The 23,075-nt window shown below is 73.2% G+C and carries 15 protein-coding genes; 12 read left to right on the top strand and 3 right to left on the bottom strand.

The window, feature by feature from the left end:
- Positions 1-23: 23 nt before the first annotated feature.
- From AB0K80_RS05565 to moeZ, 10 genes are all read left to right on the top strand, one after another.
- Positions 24-116 (top strand): Ms4533A family Cys-rich leader peptide, encoded by a 93-nt coding sequence (locus AB0K80_RS05565; RefSeq protein ID WP_365666109.1) that lies wholly within the window; start codon positions 24-26, stop codon positions 114-116.
- Positions 117-298: 182 nt separating this feature from the next.
- Positions 299-2,017, top strand: coding sequence for an ABC transporter substrate-binding protein (locus AB0K80_RS05560; protein WP_365666108.1), 1,719 nt, complete (start codon positions 299-301; stop codon positions 2,015-2,017).
- A 22-nt stretch (positions 2,018-2,039) separates the two neighbouring features.
- The gene (locus AB0K80_RS05555) at positions 2,040-3,113 is read left to right on the top strand and encodes an ABC transporter permease (RefSeq protein WP_365666107.1); all 1,074 of its coding nucleotides are present in this window, start codon (positions 2,040-2,042) and stop codon (positions 3,111-3,113) included.
- Positions 3,110-4,108, top strand: a complete 999-nt coding sequence (locus AB0K80_RS05550; protein ID WP_365666106.1) for an ABC transporter permease — start codon at positions 3,110-3,112, stop codon at positions 4,106-4,108. Before AB0K80_RS05555 ends, AB0K80_RS05550 begins: the two co-directional genes overlap by 4 nt.
- Positions 4,105-5,685, top strand: coding sequence for an ABC transporter ATP-binding protein (locus AB0K80_RS05545; protein WP_365666105.1), 1,581 nt, complete (start codon positions 4,105-4,107; stop codon positions 5,683-5,685). Before AB0K80_RS05550 ends, AB0K80_RS05545 begins: the two co-directional genes overlap by 4 nt.
- A gap of 191 nt (positions 5,686-5,876) precedes the next feature.
- Positions 5,877-7,568, top strand: a complete 1,692-nt coding sequence (locus tag AB0K80_RS05540) for a DUF3492 domain-containing protein (RefSeq protein ID WP_365666103.1) — start codon at positions 5,877-5,879, stop codon at positions 7,566-7,568.
- 200 nt (positions 7,569-7,768) lie between these two features.
- On the top strand, positions 7,769-9,043 hold the full coding sequence (locus AB0K80_RS05535) for a hypothetical protein (RefSeq protein ID WP_365666591.1): 1,275 nt from the start codon (positions 7,769-7,771) through the stop codon (positions 9,041-9,043).
- A 145-nt stretch (positions 9,044-9,188) separates the two neighbouring features.
- Positions 9,189-10,148 (top strand): NAD-dependent epimerase/dehydratase family protein, encoded by a 960-nt coding sequence (locus AB0K80_RS05530; protein ID WP_365666101.1) that lies wholly within the window; start codon positions 9,189-9,191, stop codon positions 10,146-10,148.
- Positions 10,136-10,921: a spherulation-specific family 4 protein gene (locus AB0K80_RS05525; protein ID WP_365666100.1), complete on the top strand. Its 786-nt coding sequence runs from the start codon at positions 10,136-10,138 to the stop codon at positions 10,919-10,921. Before AB0K80_RS05530 ends, AB0K80_RS05525 begins: the two co-directional genes overlap by 13 nt.
- 63 nt (positions 10,922-10,984) lie before the next feature.
- A complete protein-coding gene (gene moeZ / locus AB0K80_RS05520; protein ID WP_365666099.1) occupies positions 10,985-12,163 on the top strand; it encodes an adenylyltransferase/sulfurtransferase MoeZ in 1,179 nt (392 codons plus the stop codon).
- Positions 12,164-12,228: 65 nt separating this feature from the next.
- Here moeZ and AB0K80_RS05515 read toward each other — a convergent pair whose 3' ends face one another.
- From AB0K80_RS05515 to AB0K80_RS05505, 3 genes are all read right to left on the bottom strand, one after another.
- Positions 12,229-13,719 carry an alpha/beta hydrolase gene (locus AB0K80_RS05515; RefSeq protein WP_365666097.1) on the bottom strand — a complete coding sequence of 497 codons (1,491 nt, stop codon included), beginning with the start codon at positions 13,717-13,719 and terminating at the stop codon, positions 12,229-12,231.
- A gap of 141 nt (positions 13,720-13,860) precedes the next feature.
- Entirely contained in the window at positions 13,861-15,405 is a 1,545-nt protein-coding gene (locus tag AB0K80_RS05510; RefSeq protein WP_365666095.1) for an alpha/beta hydrolase, read from the bottom strand.
- A 360-nt stretch (positions 15,406-15,765) separates the two neighbouring features.
- On the bottom strand, positions 15,766-18,597 hold the full coding sequence (locus tag AB0K80_RS05505) for a lysylphosphatidylglycerol synthase domain-containing protein (protein ID WP_365666094.1): 2,832 nt from the start codon (positions 18,595-18,597) through the stop codon (positions 15,766-15,768).
- A gap of 185 nt (positions 18,598-18,782) precedes the next feature.
- Between AB0K80_RS05505 and AB0K80_RS05500 the strand changes: the two genes are divergently transcribed.
- Together AB0K80_RS05500 and AB0K80_RS05495 are read left to right on the top strand one after the other, a co-directional pair.
- Positions 18,783-19,169: an MGMT family protein gene (locus tag AB0K80_RS05500; RefSeq protein WP_365666093.1), complete on the top strand. Its 387-nt coding sequence runs from the start codon at positions 18,783-18,785 to the stop codon at positions 19,167-19,169.
- Positions 19,170-19,426: 257 nt separating this feature from the next.
- Positions 19,427-23,035, top strand: coding sequence for an ATP-dependent DNA helicase (locus AB0K80_RS05495; RefSeq protein ID WP_365666091.1), 3,609 nt, complete (start codon positions 19,427-19,429; stop codon positions 23,033-23,035).
- Positions 23,036-23,075 lie beyond the last annotated feature (40 nt).

The following is a 23,075-nucleotide window of genomic DNA, read 5'->3' as shown; positions in this document are numbered from 1 at the left end:
GAAGTTCGTTCATATTTCTGGGCATGTCCGCCCGTCACGCCTTCACCCGCGCCGCCTTCGAGCTGGCGCTCATCGGCGTGACCCCGCTGTGCGTGGCCGACATTCACTGTTGCTGACGCCCGCCTCAGGCGCGCGTCGCGAGCTCTCCTTCTCGCCGTGACCCGTCACGGTCCTTCCGTGACCCCGTCACGGCTTCTTCGACGACCCGGCGCCGGGGCTGACGTCTGTTCCCGTTCGTCTCACCCTTCGTCTGCCTGTCTCGCTTTCTGAGACGCCACCTTGAGAGGTCGTCATTTCGATGCGTCAACCGTCCGCACCCCGCGCCCGCGCGGCGTCCGTCTCGCTCGTCCTGGTCCTGGCAGCGGGCGCCGCCGCCTGCGGCCCGAAGGACAACGATGCCAAGGGCGCCGGTGGCGACTCCGCACCGCACAAGGGCGGCACCCTCACCGTCCTGAACTCCAACCCGCAGCAGGACTTCGACCCCGCCCGGCTGTACACCTCCGGCGGCGGCAACGTGCCGTCCCTGGTCTTCCGTACGCTCACCACCCGCAACCGCGAGAACGGCGCCGCCGGCGCCAAGGTCGTCCCCGACCTGGCCACCGACACCGGGCGGCCCGGCAAGAACGCGACCGTGTGGACGTACACCCTGAAGAAGGGGCTGAAGTACGAGGACGGCACGCCGATCACCTCGGCCGACATCAAGTACGGCATCGAGCGGTCCTTCGCGCCCGAACTGTCCGGCGGCGCGCCCTACCTGCGGGACTGGCTGGTGGGCGCCGCCGACTACCAGGGGCCCTACAAGGACAAGAAGGGCCTGGACGCGATCGAGACGCCGGACGAGCGGACCATCGTGTTCCATCTGAACAAGCCCGAGGGCGAGTTCCCCTACCTGGCCACCCAGACGCAGTTCGCACCCGTGCCGAAGAGCAAGGACACCGGCACCAGGTACGAGCAGCACCCGGTCTCCTCCGGGCCGTACAAGGTGGTGAGGAACGAGAACGACGGCGAGCGGCTCGTGCTGGAGCGCAACCCCTACTGGTCCGCCGCCACCGACGCCGAGCGCAAGGCCTACCCGGACAAGATCGACGTACGGTCGGGGCTCGACTCGTCCGTGATCAACCAGCGGCTGTCCGCGTCCCAGGGAGCGGACGCCGCCGCCGTCACCACGGACACCAACCTCGGCCCCGCCGAGCTCGCCAAGGTGACCGGCGACAAGGAACTCGCCTCCCGCGTCGGCACCGGTCACTTCGGCTACACCAACTACCTGGCGTTCAACCCGAAGGTCAAGCCGTTCGACGACGTCAGGGTGCGGCAGGCCATCGCGTACGCCCTCGACCGGTCGTCCGTGGTCAACGCGGCGGGCGGTTCCGCGCTCGCGGAGCCCGCGACCACCTTCCTGCCGCGGCAGAAGTCCTTCGGGTACACGCCGTACGACCTGTTCCCGGCGGGCCGGACCGGCAACCCGGCCAAGGCCAGGGAACTGCTCGCCGCGGCCGGTCACAAGAACGGGCTGACCGTCACCCTGACGCACTCCAACGCCAAGGACTTCGAGACCAGCCCGGAGATCGCCACCGCCGTCCAGGACGCGCTGAAGAAGGCCGGGATCACGGTCAGGCTGCAGGGCCTGGAGGAGAACGACTACTCCGACAAGATCCACAACGTGAAGACCGAGCCGGGCTTCTTCCTCGCCCACTGGGGCGCCGACTGGCCCTCCGGCGGTCCCTTCCTGGCCCCGATCTTCGACGGCCGGCAGATCGTCCGGGACGGCGCGAACTTCAACACCGGCCTGCTGAACGACACGTCGGTCAACGCCGAGATCGACGCGATCAACAAGCTGACCGACCTCGGTCAGGCCGCCAAGCGCTGGGGCGCGCTCGACAAGAAGATCGCCGAGAAGGCGCTGGTCGTGCCGCTGTTCCACCCCGTCTACAAGCGGCTCTACGGCAAGGACGTCAAGAACGTCGTGATCAGCGACTGGACCGGGGTGCTGGACATCTCCCAGGTCGCGGTCAAGTAGTCCACGGACCGGACACGTCGACATGAGTGAGACCCTGCCGGTCTCCCGGGCCGCCGGGACGGACGCCTCCGTCCCGGCGGTCTCGGGGGCCCGTCCGTTCTGGCGGCGGCTGCGGGCGCAGCGCGCCGCCCTCGTCGCGGCGGTCGTCGTCGCGCTGCTCGTCCTGGTGGCGCTCGCCGCGCCACTGCTCACCGCGCTGGAGGGCCAGGACCCGACCACCTACCACCCCGCCCTGGTGGACTCTGCACGCGGCGGCGTGCCCACCGGGCCGCTCGGCGGCGTCAGCGGCGACCACTGGCTCGGCGTCGAACCGCAGACCGGGCGCGACCTGTTCGCGCGGCTGGTGTACGGCGCGCGCGTGTCCCTGGGCGTCGCCCTGGCCGCAACCGTCGTGCAGGTCGCCGTCGGCGTCACGGTCGGCGTGACGGCCGCGCTCGGCGGGCGCTGGGTGGACCAGCTGCTGAGCCGGTTCACCGACATCGTGGTCGCCCTGCCGCTCATGATCATGGCACTGGCGCTGCTCGCGATCGTGCCCGCCAGCTTCCCCCGGCCCGTCCTGGTCGCCCTGGTCGTCGGGCTGATCGGCTGGGGCAACATCGCCAGGATCGTGCGCGCGCAGACCCTCACCCTCAAGGAGCTCGACTACGTCCTGGCCGCCCGGCTCAGCGGCTGGAGCACCTGGCGGATCGCCCGCCGGGAGCTGCTGCCCGGGCTGGCCGCGCCGGTCATCACGTACGCCGCGCTGCTCGTCCCCACCAACATCACCGTCGAGGCCGCCCTGTCCTTCCTCGGCGTCGGCGTGAAACCCCCGACGCCCTCGTGGGGGCAGATGCTCACCTCCGCCGACGTCTGGTACCAGGCGGCGCCGCAGTACCTGCTGCTGCCCGCCGGCGCCCTGTTCGTCACCGTGCTCGCGCTGACCGTCCTCGGCGACGGCGTGCGCACCGCGCTCGACCCGCGCGCCGCCTCCCGGCTGCGGGTGGGCACGGGGCGCAGGGGCGAGTCCCGGGCGGTTGCCGGGGACACGGGGCGCGGGGGCGAGTCGCGAACGGGATCCGGGCAGACCTCCGAGGCGACCGGGGCAGGTGCGCCATGAGCGGCTTCACCGGCTTCGTGCTGCGCCGCGCCCTCGGCGCCCTGCTGACCCTGTTCGCCCTCTCGGTGATCGTCTACGTCGTCTTCTACGTCACCCCGGGCAACGTCGCCCAGATCACCTGCGGCCCGCGCTGCTCACCGGAACAGGTGCACCAGGTCGCCCAGCAGCTCAGGCTCGACGACCCGCTGTACGTCCGCTACGGACACTTCCTCCAGGGCCTGGTCGCGGGCCAGGACTACTCGACCGGGACCTCCGTGCGGCACTGCTCCGCGCCCTGCCTGGGCCTGTCGTACCAGAGCGACGAGGAGGTCACCGGGCTGATCCTCGCCAAGCTGCCGGTCAGTCTGTCGCTGGTGGCCGGGGCGATGGTGCTGTGGCTGCTGCTCGGCGTCGGCACCGGGGTGCTCTCCGCCTGGCGGCGCGGCCGGTTCTCCGAGCGGGCGCTGACCGGCCTCACCCTGGCGGGCACGGCCACCCCGGTGTTCGTCATCGGCCTGGTGCTGATGATCGTCGTCTGCGGCGAACTGGAACTGCTGCCGTTCCCGCAGTACGTCGCCCTCACGGACGACCCGGAGCAATGGGCGTGGAACCTGCTGCTGCCCTGGCTGTCGCTGGCCCTCATCGAGGCCGCCGCGTTCGCCCGGCTGACCCGGGCGGCGATGCTGGAGACGCTCGCCGAGGACCACATCCGCACCTTCCGCGCGTACGGCGTGTCCGAGCGGTCGGTGATCGGGCGGCACGCGCTGCGCGGGGCGTTCGCGCCGGTCATCGCGCTGAACGCGAACAACGTCGGGTCGGCGGTCGGCGGCGCGGTCCTCACCGAGACGCTCTTCGGCCTGCCCGGCATCGGACAGGAACTGGTCCACGCGGTGCACGTGGTCGACCTGCCGGTCGTGGTCGGCATGGTCCTGGTCATCGGCTTCTTCGTGGTCCTCGCCAACGCAGTCGCGGACGTGCTGTACGCGGTGGCCGACCGACGGGTGGTGCTGTCGTGAGCCTTGTGGAAGTGACCGATCTGTCGGTGGAGTTCGGCGCGCTGCGGGCCGTCGACGGGCTCTCCTTCCGCCTGGAGCGGGGCGGTGCCCTGGCCCTGGTCGGCGAGTCCGGCTCCGGCAAGTCCACGGTCGCCTCGGCCCTGCTGGGCCTGCACCGCGGCACCGGCGCACGGGTCAGCGGCGACGTGCGGGTGGCCGGTGTCGACGTCCGGACGGCCTCGGACGACGCGCTGCGGCGGCTGCGCGGCGCGAAGGCGGCGATGGTCTTCCAGGACCCGCTGTCCTCCCTCGACCCCTACTACGCGATCGGCGACCAGATCGCCGAGGTGTACCGCGTGCACGCGCGGGTGTCACGACGGGCGGCACGCGCCCGTGCCGTCGAGGTGCTGGACCGGGTCGGCATCCCCGACGCCGCCCGCCGCTCCCGCTCCCGGCCGCACGAGTTCAGCGGCGGCATGCGCCAGCGCGCCCTCATCGCCATGGCGCTGGCCTGCCGGCCGGAACTGCTGATCGCCGACGAACCGACGACCGCGCTCGACGTGACCGTCCAGGCCCAGATCCTGGACCTGCTGCACGCGCTGCGCGAGGAGACCGGCATGGGCCTGCTCCTCGTCACGCACGATGTGGGCGTGGCCGCCGAGAGCGTGGACGAGGTGCTGGTGATGCGGCACGGACGGGCGGTCGAGCACGGGCCCGTCACCGGCGTACTGGGCTCCCCCCGGGCGGCGTACACCCGGGACCTGCTGGCCGCCGTCCCGCGCGTGGACGCCCCCCGGGCGCCCTCGGAGGTCTCGGACGAGGTCGTCCTGGAGGCCGTCGGCCTGCGGCGCGAGTTCGGGCGCGGGAAGGGGGTGTTCCGGGCCGTGGACGACGTGTCGCTGACCCTGCGCCGCGGGGAGACCCTCGGCATCGTGGGGGAGAGCGGCAGCGGCAAGACCACCCTGGGGCGCATGCTCGTCGGGCTGCTGGAACCGACCGCGGGCGAGATCAGGCCCGGCGGTGGCGTCCGCCCGGACGTGCAGATGGTCTTCCAGGACCCCGTCTCCTCCCTCAACCCCCGCCGCAGCGTGGGCGAGTCGATCGCCGACCCGCTGCGGGCCCGGGGCGGCCTGGACGAGCAGCGCGTCCGGGAGCGCGTACGGCACCTGCTGGAGCGCGTGGGGCTCGAAGCGGCGCACTACGACCGCTACCCGCACGAGTTCAGCGGAGGCCAGCGCCAGCGCGTCGGCATAGCCCGGGCCCTCGCGGCCGGCCCGCGGGTCATCGTCTGCGACGAGCCCGTCTCCGCCCTCGACGTCACCACCCAGGCGCAAGTGGTCGCCCTGCTCGCCGAGTTGCAGCGGGAATTCGGCCTCGCGCTGGTCTTCGTCGCGCACGACCTGGCCGTCGTCCGCCAGGTCAGCGACCGGGTCGCGGTGATGCGCCGGGGCCGGATCGTCGAGTCGGGCCCCGCCGACCAGGTGTACGGCTCCCCGCGCGACCCGTACACCCGGCAGCTGCTGGCCGCCGTACCGGCCCTGGACCCACAGGTCGCGGCCCGACGCAGGGCGGCACGACGGGAGTTGGCCGCAGCGTGACGATCCGTGTCCGAATGAACTTCTAGCGCGACAGAACGCGACCCGCACGGGAAAGTTACGACCGTTCACCCCTTTTGGTGGCGCGATGGACAACCGTCCGTCGCGCCACCGCCTTGTCCGCATACGTTCGTTCCCGCCGCGAGCCGCCGACGCAACGGCGGCTCCCCATACGGGAGATCGGGAGTGCACTCGTGCGCATAGGACTGCTTACGGAGGGTGGCTATCCGTACGTGGGCGGTGAGGGTCTGCTCTGGTGCGATCGGCTCGTGCGCGGGCTCGGACAGCACGAGTTCGACGTGTACGCGCTCAGCCGCAGCGAACGCCAGGAGGACGAGGGCTGGGTTCCGCTGCCCCCGCAGGTCAGTCGGGTCCGCACGGCACCGTTGTGGATGCCCGAGGGCGACGACGTGGTCTACGGGCGCCGGGCGCGCCGCCGCTTCCTGGAGCACTACGGCGCGCTGGCCGCCGTCCTGTGCTCGGGGGGCCCGGCGGGTGTCCCGGAGGAGTCGTCGTCCGCCGAGGCGGACCGTTTCGGCAACGCTCTGTACGGTCTCGCCGAACTCGCCCGCGACGAGGGCGGACTGGCGCGAGCCCTGCGCTCCGAGACCGCCGTCCGCGCGCTGGAGCGCGCCTGCCGCGCGCCCGGCGCCCAGCGCGCGGCGCGCGAAGCGCGCGTCCCCGAGCTGCTCACCGTCGCCACGTACCTGGAACGCGCCCTGCGCCCCCTCTCCCTCGACTGGTACGAGGACGACGGCCTGGGCGCGGTCGACCTGTGCCACGCCGCCTCCGGCGGCACGGCCGCCCTGCCGGGCCTGCTCGCCCACCACTTCTGCGGGGTGCCGCTGCTGGTCACCGAGTACGGCGTGCGGCTGCGCAGCCACTACCTGACCCGCCCGGACGCCTCCCCGGCCGTGCGGGCCCTGCTCGCCGCCTACCACGGCAGGCTCGCCGCCGAGATCTACGCCCGGGCCGCGTTCCTCACGCCCGGCAACACCCACGCCCGCCGCTGGCAGGAGCGCTGCGGCGCCGACCGCGAGAAGATCCGGACCGTCTACCCCGGCATGGACGCCGCCCCCTTCGCCGAGGTCGGCGAGTCCCCGACGTCCGCGGCCCCGGACACGATGGTCTGGGTCGGCAGGATCGAGCCCGCGAAGGACCTGGTGTCGCTGCTGCACGCCTTCGCGGAGATCCGCACGGCCGAGCCCGGAACGCGCCTGCGGGTCATCGGCGCACCGTCCGGCGCCGAAGGGGCGGCCTACCTCGCCCACTGCCGGGCGCTGGCCACGCAGCTCTTCCCCGACGAGGCCGACGGCCCGCACGCCGTCGGCGAGAACCCCGTCTCCTTCGAGGAGGTCGGCGGCCCGGACCTGCCGAGCACCGCCGACGCGTACGCCTCGGGCGCCGTGACCGTCCTGTCCAGCGTCGTCGAGGGCTTCCCGGTCAGCCTCGTCGAGGCGATGCTGTGCGGCCGGGCGACGGTCTCGACCGACGTCGGCGCGGTCGTCGAGGTCATCGGCGGCACCGGCCTCGTCGTCCCTCCGCGCAACCCCCGGGCGCTCGCCGAGGCGTGCCTGGCACTGCTGCGCGACCCCGAGCGCCGTGCGCGCCTGGGCGCCGCCGCCCGCGCCCGCGCGCTCGAACTGTTCACCGTCGAGCGGAACATCGCGGCATTTCACGGCATCTACCTGGAGATCGTCGCGCGGAGCCCGGTCCGCCGCGTCCTTCTCGACGCGGCCGGGGAGCCCCTGCCGTTCGGCATGCCGGCCGAGGCCCACGTCCCCGGGCACTGGGCCGACCCGACCCCGCGGGGCGGTCCCCGCCGGGCCGGGGACACGCCGGTGACGGCCACGACCGCCGTGCCGGCGAGGGAGGGAGCGCGATGAGCGACTTGGGCGAACTGGACCGGCACGGGGCGCCGGGCAGCCCCGGAGCGTGGGACGCGCGGTCCGAGGCGTGGCTGACGGGGGAGCGGGACGCCCGCGCGACGGCCGGCGGGATGGGCGGCGCGGCCGCGGACGGCGTTACGGAGGGTGCGGTGGCTGCTGCCCCGGACGGCACGGCGGCTGCCGTCGTGGACGGAGCGATGGCTGCAGCCAGGGATGGCATTACGGCCCCTGGGACTGACGGCGCCGCTGACGGTGCCACGGGCGGCGCGACGGGCGGTGCCACGGGCGGCGCGGCGGGCGGTGCCACGGCTGGCGCGACGGCTGCCGCCACGGACGGCGACAGGACTGCCTCGGGGTCGGCCCCCGGTCGTACGTCCCCCACCCCTCGGCGCGGTGCCGACCCCGTGAAGGCGCTGATGCACCGACACCGCGAGCTGTGCGAACGCGCGGTGGACCCGCTGGAGATCGCGGCAGGTCTGGAGGCCCACGGCGTCACCGACCGGACCGCCGCCCGCTTCCGCCACCGGGATGTCTTCTCCCTCGCGGAGGAGATGTACGCGCGCGTGCCGCGCGACGCGGACACGTCCCCGCGTCCGGCCCCCACCGCGGCCCCCCGCCCGCGCGCCGACTGGGTCCTGCTCACCCTGCTGCCCGGTGCGCTGTGTGCGGCCACCGTGGCCGCACTGCGCCTGACCGAGGGCCGGCCCCGGCTCATCGCGGCGGCCGTCGGCGCCCTGGTCCTGGCCCTGGCCCTGCGCGCGGCCGTGCGCAGGGGCCCCCTGAGCCGTCCCGCCCACACCCCGGGCGGTATGTCCGCCCTGTGGACGTCCTGGCTCGCCGGCTACGCGGTGGCCGGTGACGGCCTGCTCCGCGCCGCCGTCGCCGGCGGCCCCGACGCCCTGCCCACCGGCACGGCCGACGGCCCCTGGCCCCTCACCACCGCCCCGGTCCTCACCCTCGCCCTGGCCTGCGCGCCCGCGGCCTGGGCGGCCCACTTCTTCGCCGCACGCGCCCGCCGCAGACTCGCGGCCAGCCGCGGCCTGGAGGAGTTCGCAGCCGCCGTACGACCGCTCCTGCTCGGCACCTTCACCCTGTTCCTGGCCGTCCTGACGGGCTTGCTCACCCTCTGCGCGGCGGTCCTCGGCGAGCCACCCGCCTACGCCGAGACCCTCACCCTGGGCGCCCTGCTGTTCCTCGCCCGGCTGCTGACCGCCCACGGTTTCACCCACGCACCGGCCGTGGTCCTGGCCACCGCGGCCACGGCCCAGGCGGCAGCACTGGCGGCGGTGTTCGCTGCCCGCCTGCCCGGGTGCGCCGTGCTGGCCCTGCCCACCGAGACTCTCGTGACCGCCTGGGACGCCACCGGTCTGCCCGTCCTCGCCTGCGGAGCGGCGGCCCTGACCCTCCTGATCCACGCGACCCGCCGGCTCACCAGGGCCTCGGCCCACGCCCGGGCGGACCGCACGGAGTGACCCCGACGCCCCACCGGCAGGGCCCCGCGCGGACCGCAAGACCCACCCCCCCACGCGAACACCTGAACATCCGCACACCCGCACACCCCAAGGAGAAACCCCGCATGAGCACCCGCCCGGACACCACGGCCCAGGGAGCCGTCCGATGAGAGTCCTGCTGATCGGAGCCAACGGCTACCTCGGCCGCTTCGTCGCCGACCGCCTCCTCGCCGACCCCGCCGTCCAGCTCACCGCCCTCGGCCGCGGCGACGACGCCGACGTCCGCTTCGACCTCGCGACCGGCAGCCCCGGCGCCCTCACCCGGTTCCTCGACGCCGTCCACCCCGGCGTCGTCATCAACTGCGCCGGTGCGACCAGGGGCGGCGCCCGCGAGCTCACCCGCCACAACACCGTGGCCGTGGCCACCGTCTGCGAGGCCCTGCGCCGCAGCGGCTGCGGCGCCCGCCTGGTGCAGATCGGGTGCAGCTCGGAGTACGGCCCCAGCCAGCCCGGCTCCTCCACGGCGGAGGACGCCGTACCCCGCCCCGGCGGGCCGTACGGCGTCAGCAAACTCGCCGCCACCGAACTCGTCCTCGGCTCCGGCCTGGACGCCGTCGTCCTGCGGGTCTTCTCGCCCGTCGGCCCCGGCACGCCCGCCGGCTCTCCGCTGGGCCGTCTCGCCGAGGCGCTGCGCCGCGCCATGCAGTCCGGGGACGGTGAGCTGAAACTCGGCGGCCTCGGCGCCCAGCGCGACTTCGTCGACGTCCGCGACGTGGCCCGCGCCGTCCACGCGGCCTCCCTGTCCGCCGCCCAGGGCGTGATCAACATCGGCTCCGGCCGCGCCGTACGGCTGCGCGACGCCGCCGCGATCCTCGCCCGGGTGGCCGGATACGGCGGTGCCCTGCACGAACTCGACGCGCCGCCCGGCGCCCTGCGCCCGGCCATCGGCCACCCGCGCCCCGACCCGGACCACACGTCCCCCGTCGCGTACCCGTACCCGGACGGCTGCGGCAGCTGGCAGCAGGCCGACGTGCGCACCGCACGCGACCGGCTCGGCTGGCGCCCCCGCATCAACCTGGAGGAGTCTCTCGCCGACATCTGGATGGAGGCGGCATGCCGTATCTGACCAGAAGGCCCAGCCACCGGTGTGCGACGTGGCCACCGGGTGGTGCCGGTGGCACGCCCGGCACCCGCCCCCGTACCGCCCTCGGCATCCCCGGCTACGCCCACCCCCTGCTGGCGCCTGCCGAGTGGACCGCGCTCACCCGCCCCGGCACGCCCCTGCACTGGGTCGTCCTCGATGTGGCCGACGGGCCCGGCACCCGCCCCGACCCGCACTGCCTGGAGGCGGCGGGCCGGCTGCGCAACGCGGGCATCCGGGTGCTGGGCCACCTCGCCGTCCCCTCCGGCGCGCGCACCTTCGCCGAGCTGATCTCCGACGCGCACCGGTACCTGGAGTGGTACCGGGTCGACGGCTTCCTCCTGGACGGCTGTCCGACGGGTCGGGCAGCGCTCCCCGAGATCCGCCGCACCACCGCCGCGCTCCGCACGCTGAGTGACCAGACCCACATCGTCCTGGGCCACGGCACCCACCCGGACCGCAGCTACGCCGAGATCGCCGACCAGCTGGTCACCTTCTCCGGCCCGTGGAGCGCCTACCGCTGGTCGCAGGCGCCGGAGTGGACCGCGGAGCATCCCCCGGAGCGCTTCTGCCACTTCGTCCACGGGGTGCCCCGTCCCCACCTGGAGGCGGCGTTGCGCATCGCCCGCTGGCAGGGCGCGGCGACGATCTACCTCACGGACCGCACGGACCACGGCGGCCGCGTCGACCCCTGGGCGAGCATGCCCGGCTACTGGGACGAGATCGTCTCGCGTGTCGGAACGGGTGTCTCGGAATGAAAAAGGCCGTGGCAGTGTTACGGGGAGAACAACTGTAGTGATCGACCGACCAACGGAGTCCCCGTGTCGCTGCCACCCCTGGTCGAGCCGGCCCCCGAGCTCACCGTAGACGAGGTCCGCAGGTACTCCCGCCACCTGATCATCCCCGACGTGGGGATGGACGGGCAGAAGCGGCTGAAGAACGCCAAGGTGCTGTGCGTGGGCGCCGGCGGCCTGGGCTCGCCGGCGCTGATGTACCTGGCCGCCGCGGGCGTGGGCACGCTCGGCATCGTGGAGTTCGACGAGGTCGACGAGTCGAACCTGCAGCGCCAGATCATCCACAGCCAGTCCGACATCGGCCGCTCCAAGGCCGAGTCCGCGCGCGACTCCGTCCTCGGCATCAACCCGTACGTGAACGTGGTCCTCCACGAAGAGCGGCTCGAGGCCGACAACGTGATGGACATCTTCAGCCAGTACGACCTGATCGTCGACGGCACGGACAACTTCGCGACCCGCTACCTGGTCAACGACGCCTGCGTGCTGCTGAACAAGCCGTACGTGTGGGGCTCGATCTACCGCTTCGACGGCCAGGCCTCGGTCTTCTGGTCCGAGCACGGCCCCTGCTACCGCTGCCTCTACCCGGAGCCCCCGCCCCCCGGCATGGTCCCCTCCTGCGCCGAGGGCGGCGTGCTCGGCGTGCTGTGCGCGTCGATCGGCTCCATCCAGGTCACCGAGGCCATCAAGGTCCTCACCGGCACCGGTGAGCCCCTGGTCGGCCGCCTGATGATCTACGACGCCCTGGAGATGCAGTACCGCCAGGTCAAGGTCCGCAAGGACCCCGACTGCGCGGTCTGCGGCGAGAACCCGACCGTCACCGAGCTCATCGACTACGAGGCCTTCTGCGGCGTCGTCTCCGAGGAGGCCCAGGCGGCCGCCGCCGACTCCACGATCACTCCCAAGCAGCTCAAGGAGTGGATCGACGACGGCGAGAACATCGAGATCATCGACGTCCGGGAGCCCAACGAGTACGAGATCGTCTCCATCCCGGGCGCCCGCCTGATCCCGAAGAACGAGTTCCTCATGGGCACCGCCCTGGAGGGCCTCCCCCAGGACAAGAAGATCGTCTTGCACTGCAAGACGGGTGTCCGCAGTGCGGAAGTCCTCGCGGTCCTGAAGTCCGCGGGCTTCTCCGACGCCGTCCACGTCGGCGGCGGCGTCATCGGCTGGGTCAACCAGATCGAACCGGACAAGCCGGTGTACTGAGCCGGTCTCGTCGTCCTGTCGGCGGGGGCTCCGGGCACCGCGGGTGTCCGGAGCCCCCGTCCTCGTCATGAGCAGACCTTGCCGTCCCTGGGCACCGTGCCGGTGAGCAGGTAGGCGTCCACCGTCGAGTCGACACAGTCGCTGCCGCTTCCGTACGCCCCGTGGCCCTCGCCCTTCCAGGTGAGGACCACTCCGACGCCCTTGCCCAGCTCGTCCGCCATCCTCCGCGCGCCCTCGTAGGGGGTCGCCGGGTCGCCCGTGTTGCCGACCACCAGGATCGGTGCCGCGCCGGGCGCGCTCACCTCCGGTGTGTCGTACTGTCCCGCCACCGGCCAGTCGTGGCACCAGCCGGCCGTGTCCCAGCCGAGGAACGCCCCGAAGACGGGGGAGATCCGCTCGAACCGCGGCAGCAGCCGCCGGGTCTGCTCGACCGTCGGCCGCCGCCTGTCGTCCAGGCACGATATGACCCGCTGGGAGTGGGTGGTCGTGCCGTAGTGGCCCGACGCGTCGCGTTCGTTGTAGCCGTCGGCGAGGGCCAGCAGCTCCGAGCCGTCTCCCCGCTCCGCCGCCCGGAGCGCGCTGGACAGGGTCGGCCAGCCGTCCTTGCTGTACAGCGGCAGGACGATGCCCGTGAGCGCCAGGGTCTGGGTCAGCTTGCGTCCGGGGGAGGAGGTGGGCAGCGGCCGGGCGTCGATCCTGCGCAGCAGGTCCGCGATCTTCCGGGTGCCCTGTGCGGGGTCCTGCCCGGTGGAGCGCAGGTAGTCGTCGAGGGCGCGCTGGAAGCCCCGGGCCTGGTTCTCGGCGTGGCCGATCGTGTCGGCGGTGGGGTCGACGACCGCGTCGAGGACCATCCGGCCCACCTTCTTCGGGAACAGGTGGGCGTAGACACCGCCGAGTTCGGTGCCGTACGAGATGCCGAAGTAGTGCAGCTCGTCATCGCCCAGGACCTGGCGCATCAGGTCCATGTCGCGGGCGGTGTCGGTGGTGGAGACGTGCTTCATCAGCTCCCCGGCGGCCTTCTGGCAGCCCTTGCCGAACTCGTCGGCGTCTCGCAGGTAGGCCTTCTCCTCGGCCGGGGTGTCGGGGGTCTGGTCGATCGCCTCGGCGGCCTGGATCGCCTTGTCGTCGCGGCAGCGGATACCCTCGCTGGCGCCCACCCCGCGCGGATCCCAGCTCACCAGGTCGTACCGCTCGCGCAGCGAGGAGACCGTGGTGGCGTACGAGGGCATCATCGACACCCCCGAGCCGCCGGGACCGCCGAAGTTGAACAGCAGCGAACCGATGCGCTTGCCGCCCCGGGCCTTGGTTCGGATCAGCGCGAGCCCGATCTTCTCGCCGTCCGGCTTCGACCAGTCCAGTGGCACCTTGAGCGTCGCGCACTGCCAGTCGCTGCTCGGTGCGGGGCCGTCCGTGGTGGCCTTGCAGCGTCCCCAGTCCAGCCGCTGCGCGGCCGGCGGCCCGCCGCCCTTGCCGTCGTCGGACGCTCCGCCGCTGCACCCCGCCCCCAGCAGTGCGGCGGCGACCGCCAGCGCCGTCCACCGTACGCATCGCGCCATGTGCCTTCCCCCCTTGCAGGCCGTCCGCACCGTGCGGCGGATGGCTGTCCCGCCATGGTAGGCGGCGCGCACCGCAGCCGCTCAAGCCTGTGGATAACGCTGTGACCTGTGATTTCGCGGTACCGGACGCGGGTCGTCCGGTCAGGAGCACACGGTTCCGGGCGCCGGCGTCCGCCCCTCCAGCAGATAGCCGTTCACCGCGTCCTGCACACACTTGTTCTTGCTGTCGTACGCACCGTGCCCCTGCCCCCGGTACGTCAGCTCGACCCCCACGCCCTTGCCCAGGGCCTGCACCATCTTCCGCGCGCCCTCGTACGGGGTGGCGGGGTCGCCGGTGTTGCCGATCACCAGGATCGGTGCCGCGCCGGGCGCGCTGACGTCCGGGTGGTCGGCGGCGCCCCGCACGGGCCAGTCGGTGCAGCTGAGCATGCTCCATGCGAGGAAGTCGCCGAACAGGGGGGAGGCGGCCCGGAACTCGGGCAGTTTCCGTTCCACGAACCGGGCGTCGTAGCGCGGCCTGTCGTCGGCGCAGTTGATGGCGACGTTGGCCGCCGCGAGGTTGCTGTACTCGCCGTTCTCGTTGCGCCCGTTCAGCGAGTCGGACAGCAGCATCAGGACCCTGCCGTCCCCGTCGTAGGCCTGCTGAAGGCCCTCGGTGAGGTACTGCCAGAAGTCCTTCGAGTACAGCGCCTGCGCGATGCCGTTGGTCGCCGCCGTCTGGGTCAGCTCCCGTGGGAAGACGCCCGGGATCGGCTTGGCGTCCAAGTCCCTCAGCAGCCTGGCGATACGGTTCTTCACGTCCTGCGCGCTGTCGCCCAGGGGGCAGTCCTCGGCCTGGGACACGCAGTTCTCGGCGAAGTTGTCGAGCGCGCGCTGGAAGCCCCGGGCCTGCCCCAGGGAGCCCTGCTCGGGTGTCTGGGTCGGGTCGACGACCGCGTCGAAGACGGCGCGCCCCACGTTCCTGGGGAACAGGTGGGCGTAGACGCCGCCGAGTTCGGTGCCGTAGGAGATGCCGAAGTAGTGCAGCTTGGCGTCGCCGAGCAGGTGGCGCATCAGGTCCATGTCGCGGGCCGCGTCGGTGGTGCGTACGTGCGGCAGCATCCGCCCCGAGTGCTCCTCGCAGGCCTCGTTGAAGTCCTTGGTCTCGTCGAGGTACGAGGTGCGTTCGCCGGCGGTGTCGGGGGTCGCGTCCTGCTGGAAGTACTCGTCGAGCTGTTCGTCGTCCTCGCAGACCACGGGGGCGCTGCGGCCGACCCCGCGCGGGTCGAAGCTGACCAGGTCGTAGCGGGTGCGCAGCGTCGTGTAGTCCTCGCCGAAGGAGGGCAGCGCCGTGACGCCGGAGCCGCCTGGCCCGCCGAAGTTGAAGACGAGCGAACCGATGCGCCGCCCCGGGTCGCCGCTGGCCTTCACCCGGATCAGCGCGAGTTTGATCGTGTCGCCCTTGGGTTTGTTCCAGTCGCGGGGCACCTTCATCGTGGCGCACTGCCACTCGCCGTCGTCCGGCATCGGGGAGGGGGCATTGCCGCCGCCCTGTTCGTCGGACGGGGCCGGGCAGTCCTCCCAGCTGAGTCTCTGCTCCGTCAGGTCCTCTTCCTTGGCGTCGTCGCCGCAGCCCGCGAGCAGGGCGGACAGCAGCGCGGCGGTGACGGTCAGGGCAGCGGCGCGCGGCCGGAAGGGGCTGGCCATACCTCCATCCTGCGACCGTCCGGGGCGCGCCGCGCGGGACACGAGCCGTCCGAGCGAGTACGGCGCGGTGGGGCCGGCGCAGCTGCCTCGGAGCAGCGGCGAGCATTGCCGGCAGCGCAGCTCGCAGCCTGCCGTACGGCGGGCACCGCAGCCTTGCCGGTACGGCACGCCGCGGCCTGTGTCGTCAGGGCAGGTCCGAAGCCTTGCCGGTACGGCACCCGCGGACCTGTCGTCACGGCAGCCCCGGCACCCCTGCCGCTACGGCACCCCCGCGACACCGGTCGCTGCGGCACCTCCGCCACCCACCGCAGCATCCACAGACCGGTTGGGCGCAGGGCAGAGCCCCGGCCACAGCAGCCCTCAGAGCGCTTCTTTCCTCGTCAGGTGGTTGAAGGCGAGCCAGCCCGGCAGTACGGGCAGCCACAGGGTCAGCAGCCGGAACAGCAGCACCGCGGGCGCGGCGACCTCCTTGGGGAGCCCGACGGCGATCAGACCGACGGTCAGGGTCGCCTCCACCGCGCCCACACCGCCCGGGGTGGGCGCCGCCGACCCCAGCGCGTTGCCCGCGAGGAAGACGACGGCGACGCTGGCGATGCTGATCGAGGTCGACTCGTCGCCGAACGCCCGGATGGAGGCGTCGAGGCACATCACGAAGCACGCGGTCAGCAGAAGCATGCCGCCGATGCCGGTCACCAGCTTCTGCGGCCGCTGGAGCACGTCGAGCATGCGCGGCACGACACCCGCGAAAAGCGACCGCACGCGCGTGACGACGAATTTCCGCAGGAACGGCACCGAGGTCACCACGAGCACGAGCACCGCGACCGTGAGCAGACCCGCGATGACCGTCCGGGACGGGGACAGTGACGGCGTCTTCTCGGTGCCCGTCAGATAGCCGAAGGACAGCAGCATCAGGATGTGGCAGCCCAGCCCGAACAGCTGCGAGGCGCCGACACTGGCCACCGCGAGCCCCGGCCGCACTCCCGCGCGCTGCAGGAAACGCGTGTTCAGCGCGACCCCGCCGACCGCCGCCGGGGCGACGATCTTCACGAACGACCCCGCCACCTGGGCCCCCACGGTCCGCAGGAACGGCACCCGCTCCGGCACGAACCCCAGCAGGGCCATCGCCGCCGCGAAGTAACTGCCCGCCGAGAACAGCACGGCCGCGGCGACCCAGCCCCACTGGGCGTTGGCGATGAGCGGCCCGAACTCGATGTGGGTGAGCTGCGTCAGCAGGAAGTACGCGCCGATCGCGCCGGCGATGAAGCTGATCAGGGTACGCGGCCGGACCCGCTCCAGGCGGGCCGGCTCGACCGGGGCCTGCGGCCTGATCCGCAGCACCTCGTGGCGGATCTGGGTGAGCAGGTCCTCCTCGCGCGCCTCCTCCAGCGCCTCGTCGATGGCCCGCTTCTCGGCCCGCTGCTCCGCCCGTACGGCCTTCTTGTCGGCCTTCTCGAGGCTGACCGCGGTGTGCTGGTCCGAGGCCTCCTCCAGGCGGGTCTGCTTGGCGTGCCGGGAGGCCTCCAGTACCGCTTCCCGCTCGCGCTCGGCACGTTCCCGGGCGAGTCGGCGCAGGGTCGCGCGCGTGGAGCGGCTGAGGGCGATGGGCTGGAGCATCGGCAGGCAGTCCGCCACCGCGTCGGGTCCGAGCACGCTCACCGCGGAGGCCACCGCCCGCTCGGCGCCCACGCGCAGGCCGAGGGTGACCAGCAGCTGGGAGATGTCCATGCGCAACAGCAGATCGCCGGCCGCGATCTCACCGACGCGCAGGTCGGTGAGGATCACCGTGCCGGAACGATCCACCAGGATCGCGTCGCCCACCAGCCGGCGGTGCGCGATACGCCGGGACTGCAGGGCTCTGACCTGGTGCCAGGTGTCGCGCAGCAGGTCGTCGGTGATCTCCTCGTCCGGCAGCGAGTCGAGGGTGCGTCCGCCGGTGTGCTCGTAGACGAGCATCACGGCGTCCGGGCCGAGCTCCGAGGTGGCGATCAGCTTGGGCGCGTTGGCGCCGGCCGCGATGGCCGCGTACGCCAGCAGCGCCTCCTGTTCCAGCGCCTGGCGCAGGGACTGGAGACTGCTGCGGGTGGCGAAGCCGCGCAGCGTCAGGTTGCGCCAGGCACGGTAGAAGAACCCCTGCGCCTGCTGCTCCCGGTCGACCACCGTCACGTCCAGCGGCGGACCGTCCTCCAGGGTGACGAAGTACCGCCGGCCCCGGTCGCCTGTCTCCGAGGTGTCGTGCGTCTCCTCGCGCGAGGCGCTCACCGGGCGGAAGCCGACCGTCCGCAGGCCCGCCATCAGGGTCTGCCCGGTGGGACGGACGTTGGGGGAGCCCACCGCGTAGAGCGTGCCGTACGCCACGGTCCAGCCGATCAGCACCGTCAGGATGATCGAGAACGGTGTCGTGTACCCGGTGACGAGCATGGAGAAGGCGTCGAGCAGCAGCACCACCCACAGCACCGCGCGCCACCGGGGCCGGCGTGACATGCCGACGGCGGTCATGTACGCGATCACCGGTGCCAGATAGCCGTGCACGGGGTCCGTGAGGGCGTGGATGTCGCCGGGCGAGGGCTGGGTGAGCGCCTCCTGGATCGAGTCGGGCGCGGCGCGGGCGACCCACAGATCGGTGGCGAGGGTCACACCGTGCGCCAGGACCGCCGCGAGTACACCGTCGGCGATGCGCAGCCCGTCCCGTTTGATCAGCCGCTCGATGGCGAAGGCCACCGGCACCAGCAGGATCGCGATGCTGGAGGCCAGCCCGGCGATCTTGATGAGCAGGTCGGGCGCCTGGCCGGTGCCCTTGTTGATGTCCTGTTCCAGGCCCGAGGTGGTGCCGTGCGCGAACGCGGCGATGCCGAGCAGCACGACGACGGCGAGCACGCCCACCAGGAGCCGCATCAGATCCGAGGGACGGTGCACGCGCGCGGGGAGCAGCGGTTCGTCGCCCTCGACCTCTTCGACGTAGACCGTGCCGGGATCGTCCACCGCGCCGGAATCGTCGACGGTGGCGGGATCATCCACGGCGTGGGCGTCTTCGGCGTTCACAGCGGCCCTCTTCCCGGCCGCCTCCCGGCCGGCGTCCTCGGTGCCGCGGTCCTTGCCGCTGCCGCCTGCGGTGCCGCGATCCGCGGTGTCCGGGCGCGACGAGGCGGCAGAGGTGCCCTCCGGTTTCTCGGGGTGCGCACCCTGCTGCTTCATCGTCTCTTCTTGGTCTCGTATCACCGGTCACCGCCCGCACGATGGTGGCATGCCGCACCGACACACGGGGGCATCAGGGTGCACATGCGGGGCGGACAGTCTGCCCGAAGCGCTGCTTCGGGGCGAGGGCCACGCACGGTGACGGCCGCGTCACCTTGTCGGTGGCGTGGGGCAGGATGGGACGGATGAGCGAGCAGAGCCTTCCCGACGACGCCCGCGCCGAGTACGCCGACGCCCTGCCCGAGTACGCCGAGCGGGTATTGGAGGTCACCGAGCTGATCCCGCCTGGCCGTGTCATGACGTACGGGGACGTGGCCGAGTGGCTGGGGGCGGGCGGCCCCCGCCAGGTCGGCCGGGTGATGTCCCTCTACGGGGGAGGGGTGCCCTGGTGGCGCGTCGTCCGCGCGGACGGTGTGCTGCTCCGGGGGCACGAACTGAGAGCCCTCGGCCACTACCGCGCGGAGGGCACGCCGCTGAGGGAGGCCGGCAGGGCCGCCGAGGGCCACCTGCCGCGCATCGACCTGAGGCGGGCGCGGTGGGACGGCGCAGAGCGCGCGGGGGGTCACACCTGACAGCTTCCGCCATCGGACGGACCACGGTGTGACCGGTGATCCGTTCGAGCGAATGCGGGCACGTCCGTGACATGACGTACGTTCGTGAAGCAAGGGACTCGGGAGTCGGCGGTGCCCGGAGAGAAAAGGCGGAAGCCCTGCTTCCACTCCTCTGCGCGGCGTAGCGTCGGCTGCACCAGTCCCCCTCACCCCGCGGCCACCGCTCTCCACGCGCGGCGGCGCGGCGACCAGCACACCCACCAGGACCGGCGAACCACGTGAGCTCCTCTTCCTCCGTCAGCGGCCTGTCGCACCCCCGGGTGCGACGGGGGAACCGTGGCGCTTACCGACTGGTACGTACCCCACCGCCCCGGATCGATCCCCCTACTCTGGACGCCGCACAGCGCTCCGTGGTTGACCACCGCACCGGTCCGCTGCTGGTTCTGGCAGGTCCGGGCACCGGAAAGACCACCACCCTCGTCGAGTCGGTGGCCGCGCGGGTCGCCCGGGGCGGCGATCCCGAGCGGATCCTCGTACTGACCTTCAGCCGCAAGGCCGCCGTGGAACTGCGGGACCGGCTGGCGCTGCGCACCGGGGCGGCGCGTGCCCCGCAGGCGACCACGTTCCACTCGTTCTGCTACGCCCTGGTCCGCGGCCACCAGGACAGTGACCTGTTCGTGGAGCCGCTGCGGCTGCTGTCCGGCCCGGAGCAGGACGTCACGGTCCGGGAGCTGCTGGCGGGCCAGCCGGAGCTCGAACGGCTCGGCCTCGCGCACGTGCGGTGGCCGGACGAGCTGCGCGCCTGCCTGACCACCCGGGGTTTCGCCGACGAGGTCCGCGCGGTGCTCGCCCGCAGCCGCGAGCTGGGCCTAGGCCCCGACGCCCTGGACGCCTTCGCACGCCGTATCGGCCGCCCCGACTGGCAGGCCGCCGCCGCGTTCCTCGCGGAGTACCTCGACGTGCTCGACCTCCAAGGCGTGATCGACTACGCCGAGCTCGTGCACCGCGCGGTCCTCCTGGCCCACCGCCCCGGTGTCGCCGAGGAGCTCGCCGCCCGCTATGACGCCGTCTACGTCGACGAGTACCAGGACACCGACCCGGCCCAGGTACGGCTGCTGCACGCCCTCGCGGGCGGCGGTCGCACCCTGGTCGCGTTCGGCGACCCCGACCAGTCGATCTACGCGTTCCGGGGCGCGGACGTGAACGGCATCCTGGACTTCCCCCACACCTTCCCGCGCGCGGACGGCCGCCCGGCCCCGGTGCGGGTACTGCGCACCTCCCGCCGCTCCGGCGCCGCCCTGCTGGCCGCGACCCGCCTGCTGACCCAGCGGATGCCGCTGCCCCGGCTGCCCGCCGACAAGGTCCGTGCGCACCGGGAACTGGCCCCCGTGCGGGACGGCGGACGTGTCGAGGTGTACACCTACCCGACGCCCGGCACCGAACTGGACAACATCGCCGACATCCTGCGCAGGGCGCACCTTGAGGACGGGGTGCCGTGGAGTGAGATGGCCGTCCTGGTGCGGGCCGGCTCCCGCACCCTCCCGGCGATGCGCCGGGCGCTGACCGCCGCCGGTGTCCCGCTGGACGTCGACGGCGACGACCTGCCGCTGCGGCACGAACCGGCGGTGGCGCCCCTGCTGACGGCCCTGCGAGCGGTGGCGACCGCGGAGGCGACCCGACGCCCGGGTGGCGAGGACACCCGAGAGCCGGGCAGCGGCGAGGACGTCCGGGGGCCGGGCGGCGGGGTGGGCACCCCGGGGTCGCTCAGCGACGAGGGCATCCGAGGGTCGGACAGCGGCGAGGACGCTCGACGGTCAGGCAGCGACGGGGCCATCCGGGGGCCGGGCAGTGGCGAGGACGTCCGGGGGCCGGGCAGCGGCGAGGACACCCTGGGATCGGACGTCCGACGGTCAGGCAGCGACGAGGGCATCCGAGGGTCGGACAGCGGCGAGGACGCCCGACGGTCAGGCAGCGACGAGGGCACCCGGCGACCAAACCGCCGGGAGGACCCCTGCTGGCTCGACACCGACACCGCGTTGACCCTGCTCACCTCCCCCCTCGCCGGCATGGACGCTGCCGACCTGCGTCGCCTCGGCCGCGCCCTGCGCGAGGAGGAGCGGGCCGCGGGCAACCCGCTGCCGCCGCCCTCGGACGAGCTGCTCGCCCGGGCGCTGGCCGAGCCGGAGCGGCTGGCCGTGCACGACCCCACGTACGCGCGTGGCGCTCAGCGGCTCGGCGCGCTGCTGCGCAAGGTCCGCGAGCGCCTGGCCGGCGGCGGTACGGCCGAGGAGGCCCTGTGGGACCTGTGGGAGGGCACGCCCTGGCCCGCGCGCCTGGAGCGGACCGCGCGGCGCGGCGGCGCGGCGGGCCGCAACGCCGACCGGGACCTGGACGCCGTGTGCGCGCTGTTCGCCACCGCGGCCCGCGCCGAGGAGCGTACCGGCGGCCGGGGCGCGCTGAACTTCCTGGAGGAGATCGAAGCGGAGGACATCGCCGCCGACACGCTCACCCGGCGTGCCGTACGCCCCGACGCCGTGCGTCTGATGACCGCGCACCGCTCCAAGGGCCTGGAGTGGCGGCTGGTCGTCGTGGCGGGCGTCCAGGAGGGCCTGTGGCCGGACCTGCGCCGCCGCGGCTCCCTGCTGGAGGCCGACCGCATCGGCCGGGACGGACTCGCCGAACCGCTCACCCCGGGAGCCCTGCTGGCCGAGGAGCGGCGCCTGTTCTACGTGGCCGCCACGCGCGCGCGTGAGCGCCTGGTCGTCACGGCGGTGAAGGCCCCCGCCGACGACGGCGACCAGCCCTCCCGCTTCCTGACCGAGCTCGGCGTCGAACCCAGGGACGTCACCGGCCGCCCCCGCCGTCCGCTGTCGGTGGCCGCCCTGGTCGCGGAACTGCGTGCCACGACGGTCGATCCGCGCGTGTCCGCCGCGCTGCGCGAGGCCGCCGCCCGCCGCCTGGCCCGGCTCGCCGCGCTCGCCGACGAGGACGGCCGTCCCCTGGTCCCCGCCGCGCATCCCTACCGCTGGTGGGGCATGTTCGAGCCCACCGAGTCCAAGGTGCCGCTGCGCGACCGCGACCAGCCCGTCGTGCTCTCCGGCAGCGCCCTCGACCAGCTCGCCAACACCTGCGCCCTGCAGTGGTTCCTGGGCCGTGAGGTGAAGGCCGACGCGCCCGCGACGGCCGCCCAGGGCTTCGGCAACGTGGTGCACGTCCTCGCCGACGAGGTCGCCTCCGGACGCACCCCGGCCGACCTGGACGTCCTCATGGAACGCCTGGACTCGGTGTGGAACGCGCTGGCCTTCGACGCGCCGTGGAAGTCCGCGCAGGAGAAGGAGAACGCGCGCGTGGCGCTGGAACGCCTGCTGAAGTGGCACGTCATGGACCGCGCGGGACGGACACCGGTGGCCAGCGAGCAGGACTTCGACGTGACGCTGGAGGCGGGCGACTACGAGGTGCGCATCCGGGGTCAGATGGACCGCGTGGAGGCGGACGGCCAGGGCCGTGCCTACGTCGTCGACTTCAAGACCGGCAAACAGGCGCCCAGCGCCAAGGAGGTGGCACGCCACCCCCAGCTCGCCGTGTACCAGCTCGCCGTCCGGGAGGGTGCCGTCGACGACGTCTTCGACGGCGTCCGCCCCGAGCCGGGCGGCGCCGAGCTGGTCCACCTCCGGCAGGGCGCCGCCCAGCGCGACGGCGGCGACAGCCTGCCCAGGGTGCAGGCGCAGGAAGCGCTGGAGGGCGAGTGGGTCGGTGACCTGCTCGCCACGGCCGCCGGCAAGGTCCTCGACGAGCGTTTCACCCCGACCACCGGCCAGCACTGCACGCACTGCGCCTTCCAGGCCTCGTGCAGCGCCCGGCCCGAAGGCCGCCATGTGGTCGAGTGACGGCTGTGATGCACGGCACCACAGCCGCTGACCTGCGCTT

Source organism: Streptomyces sp. NPDC052682, assembly GCF_040678435.1.
Lineage (GTDB): Bacteria > Actinomycetota > Actinomycetes > Streptomycetales > Streptomycetaceae > Streptomyces.
Note: the sequence above shows the minus strand (reverse complement) of the source record. Positions and strands in the feature narration are given on the sequence as shown.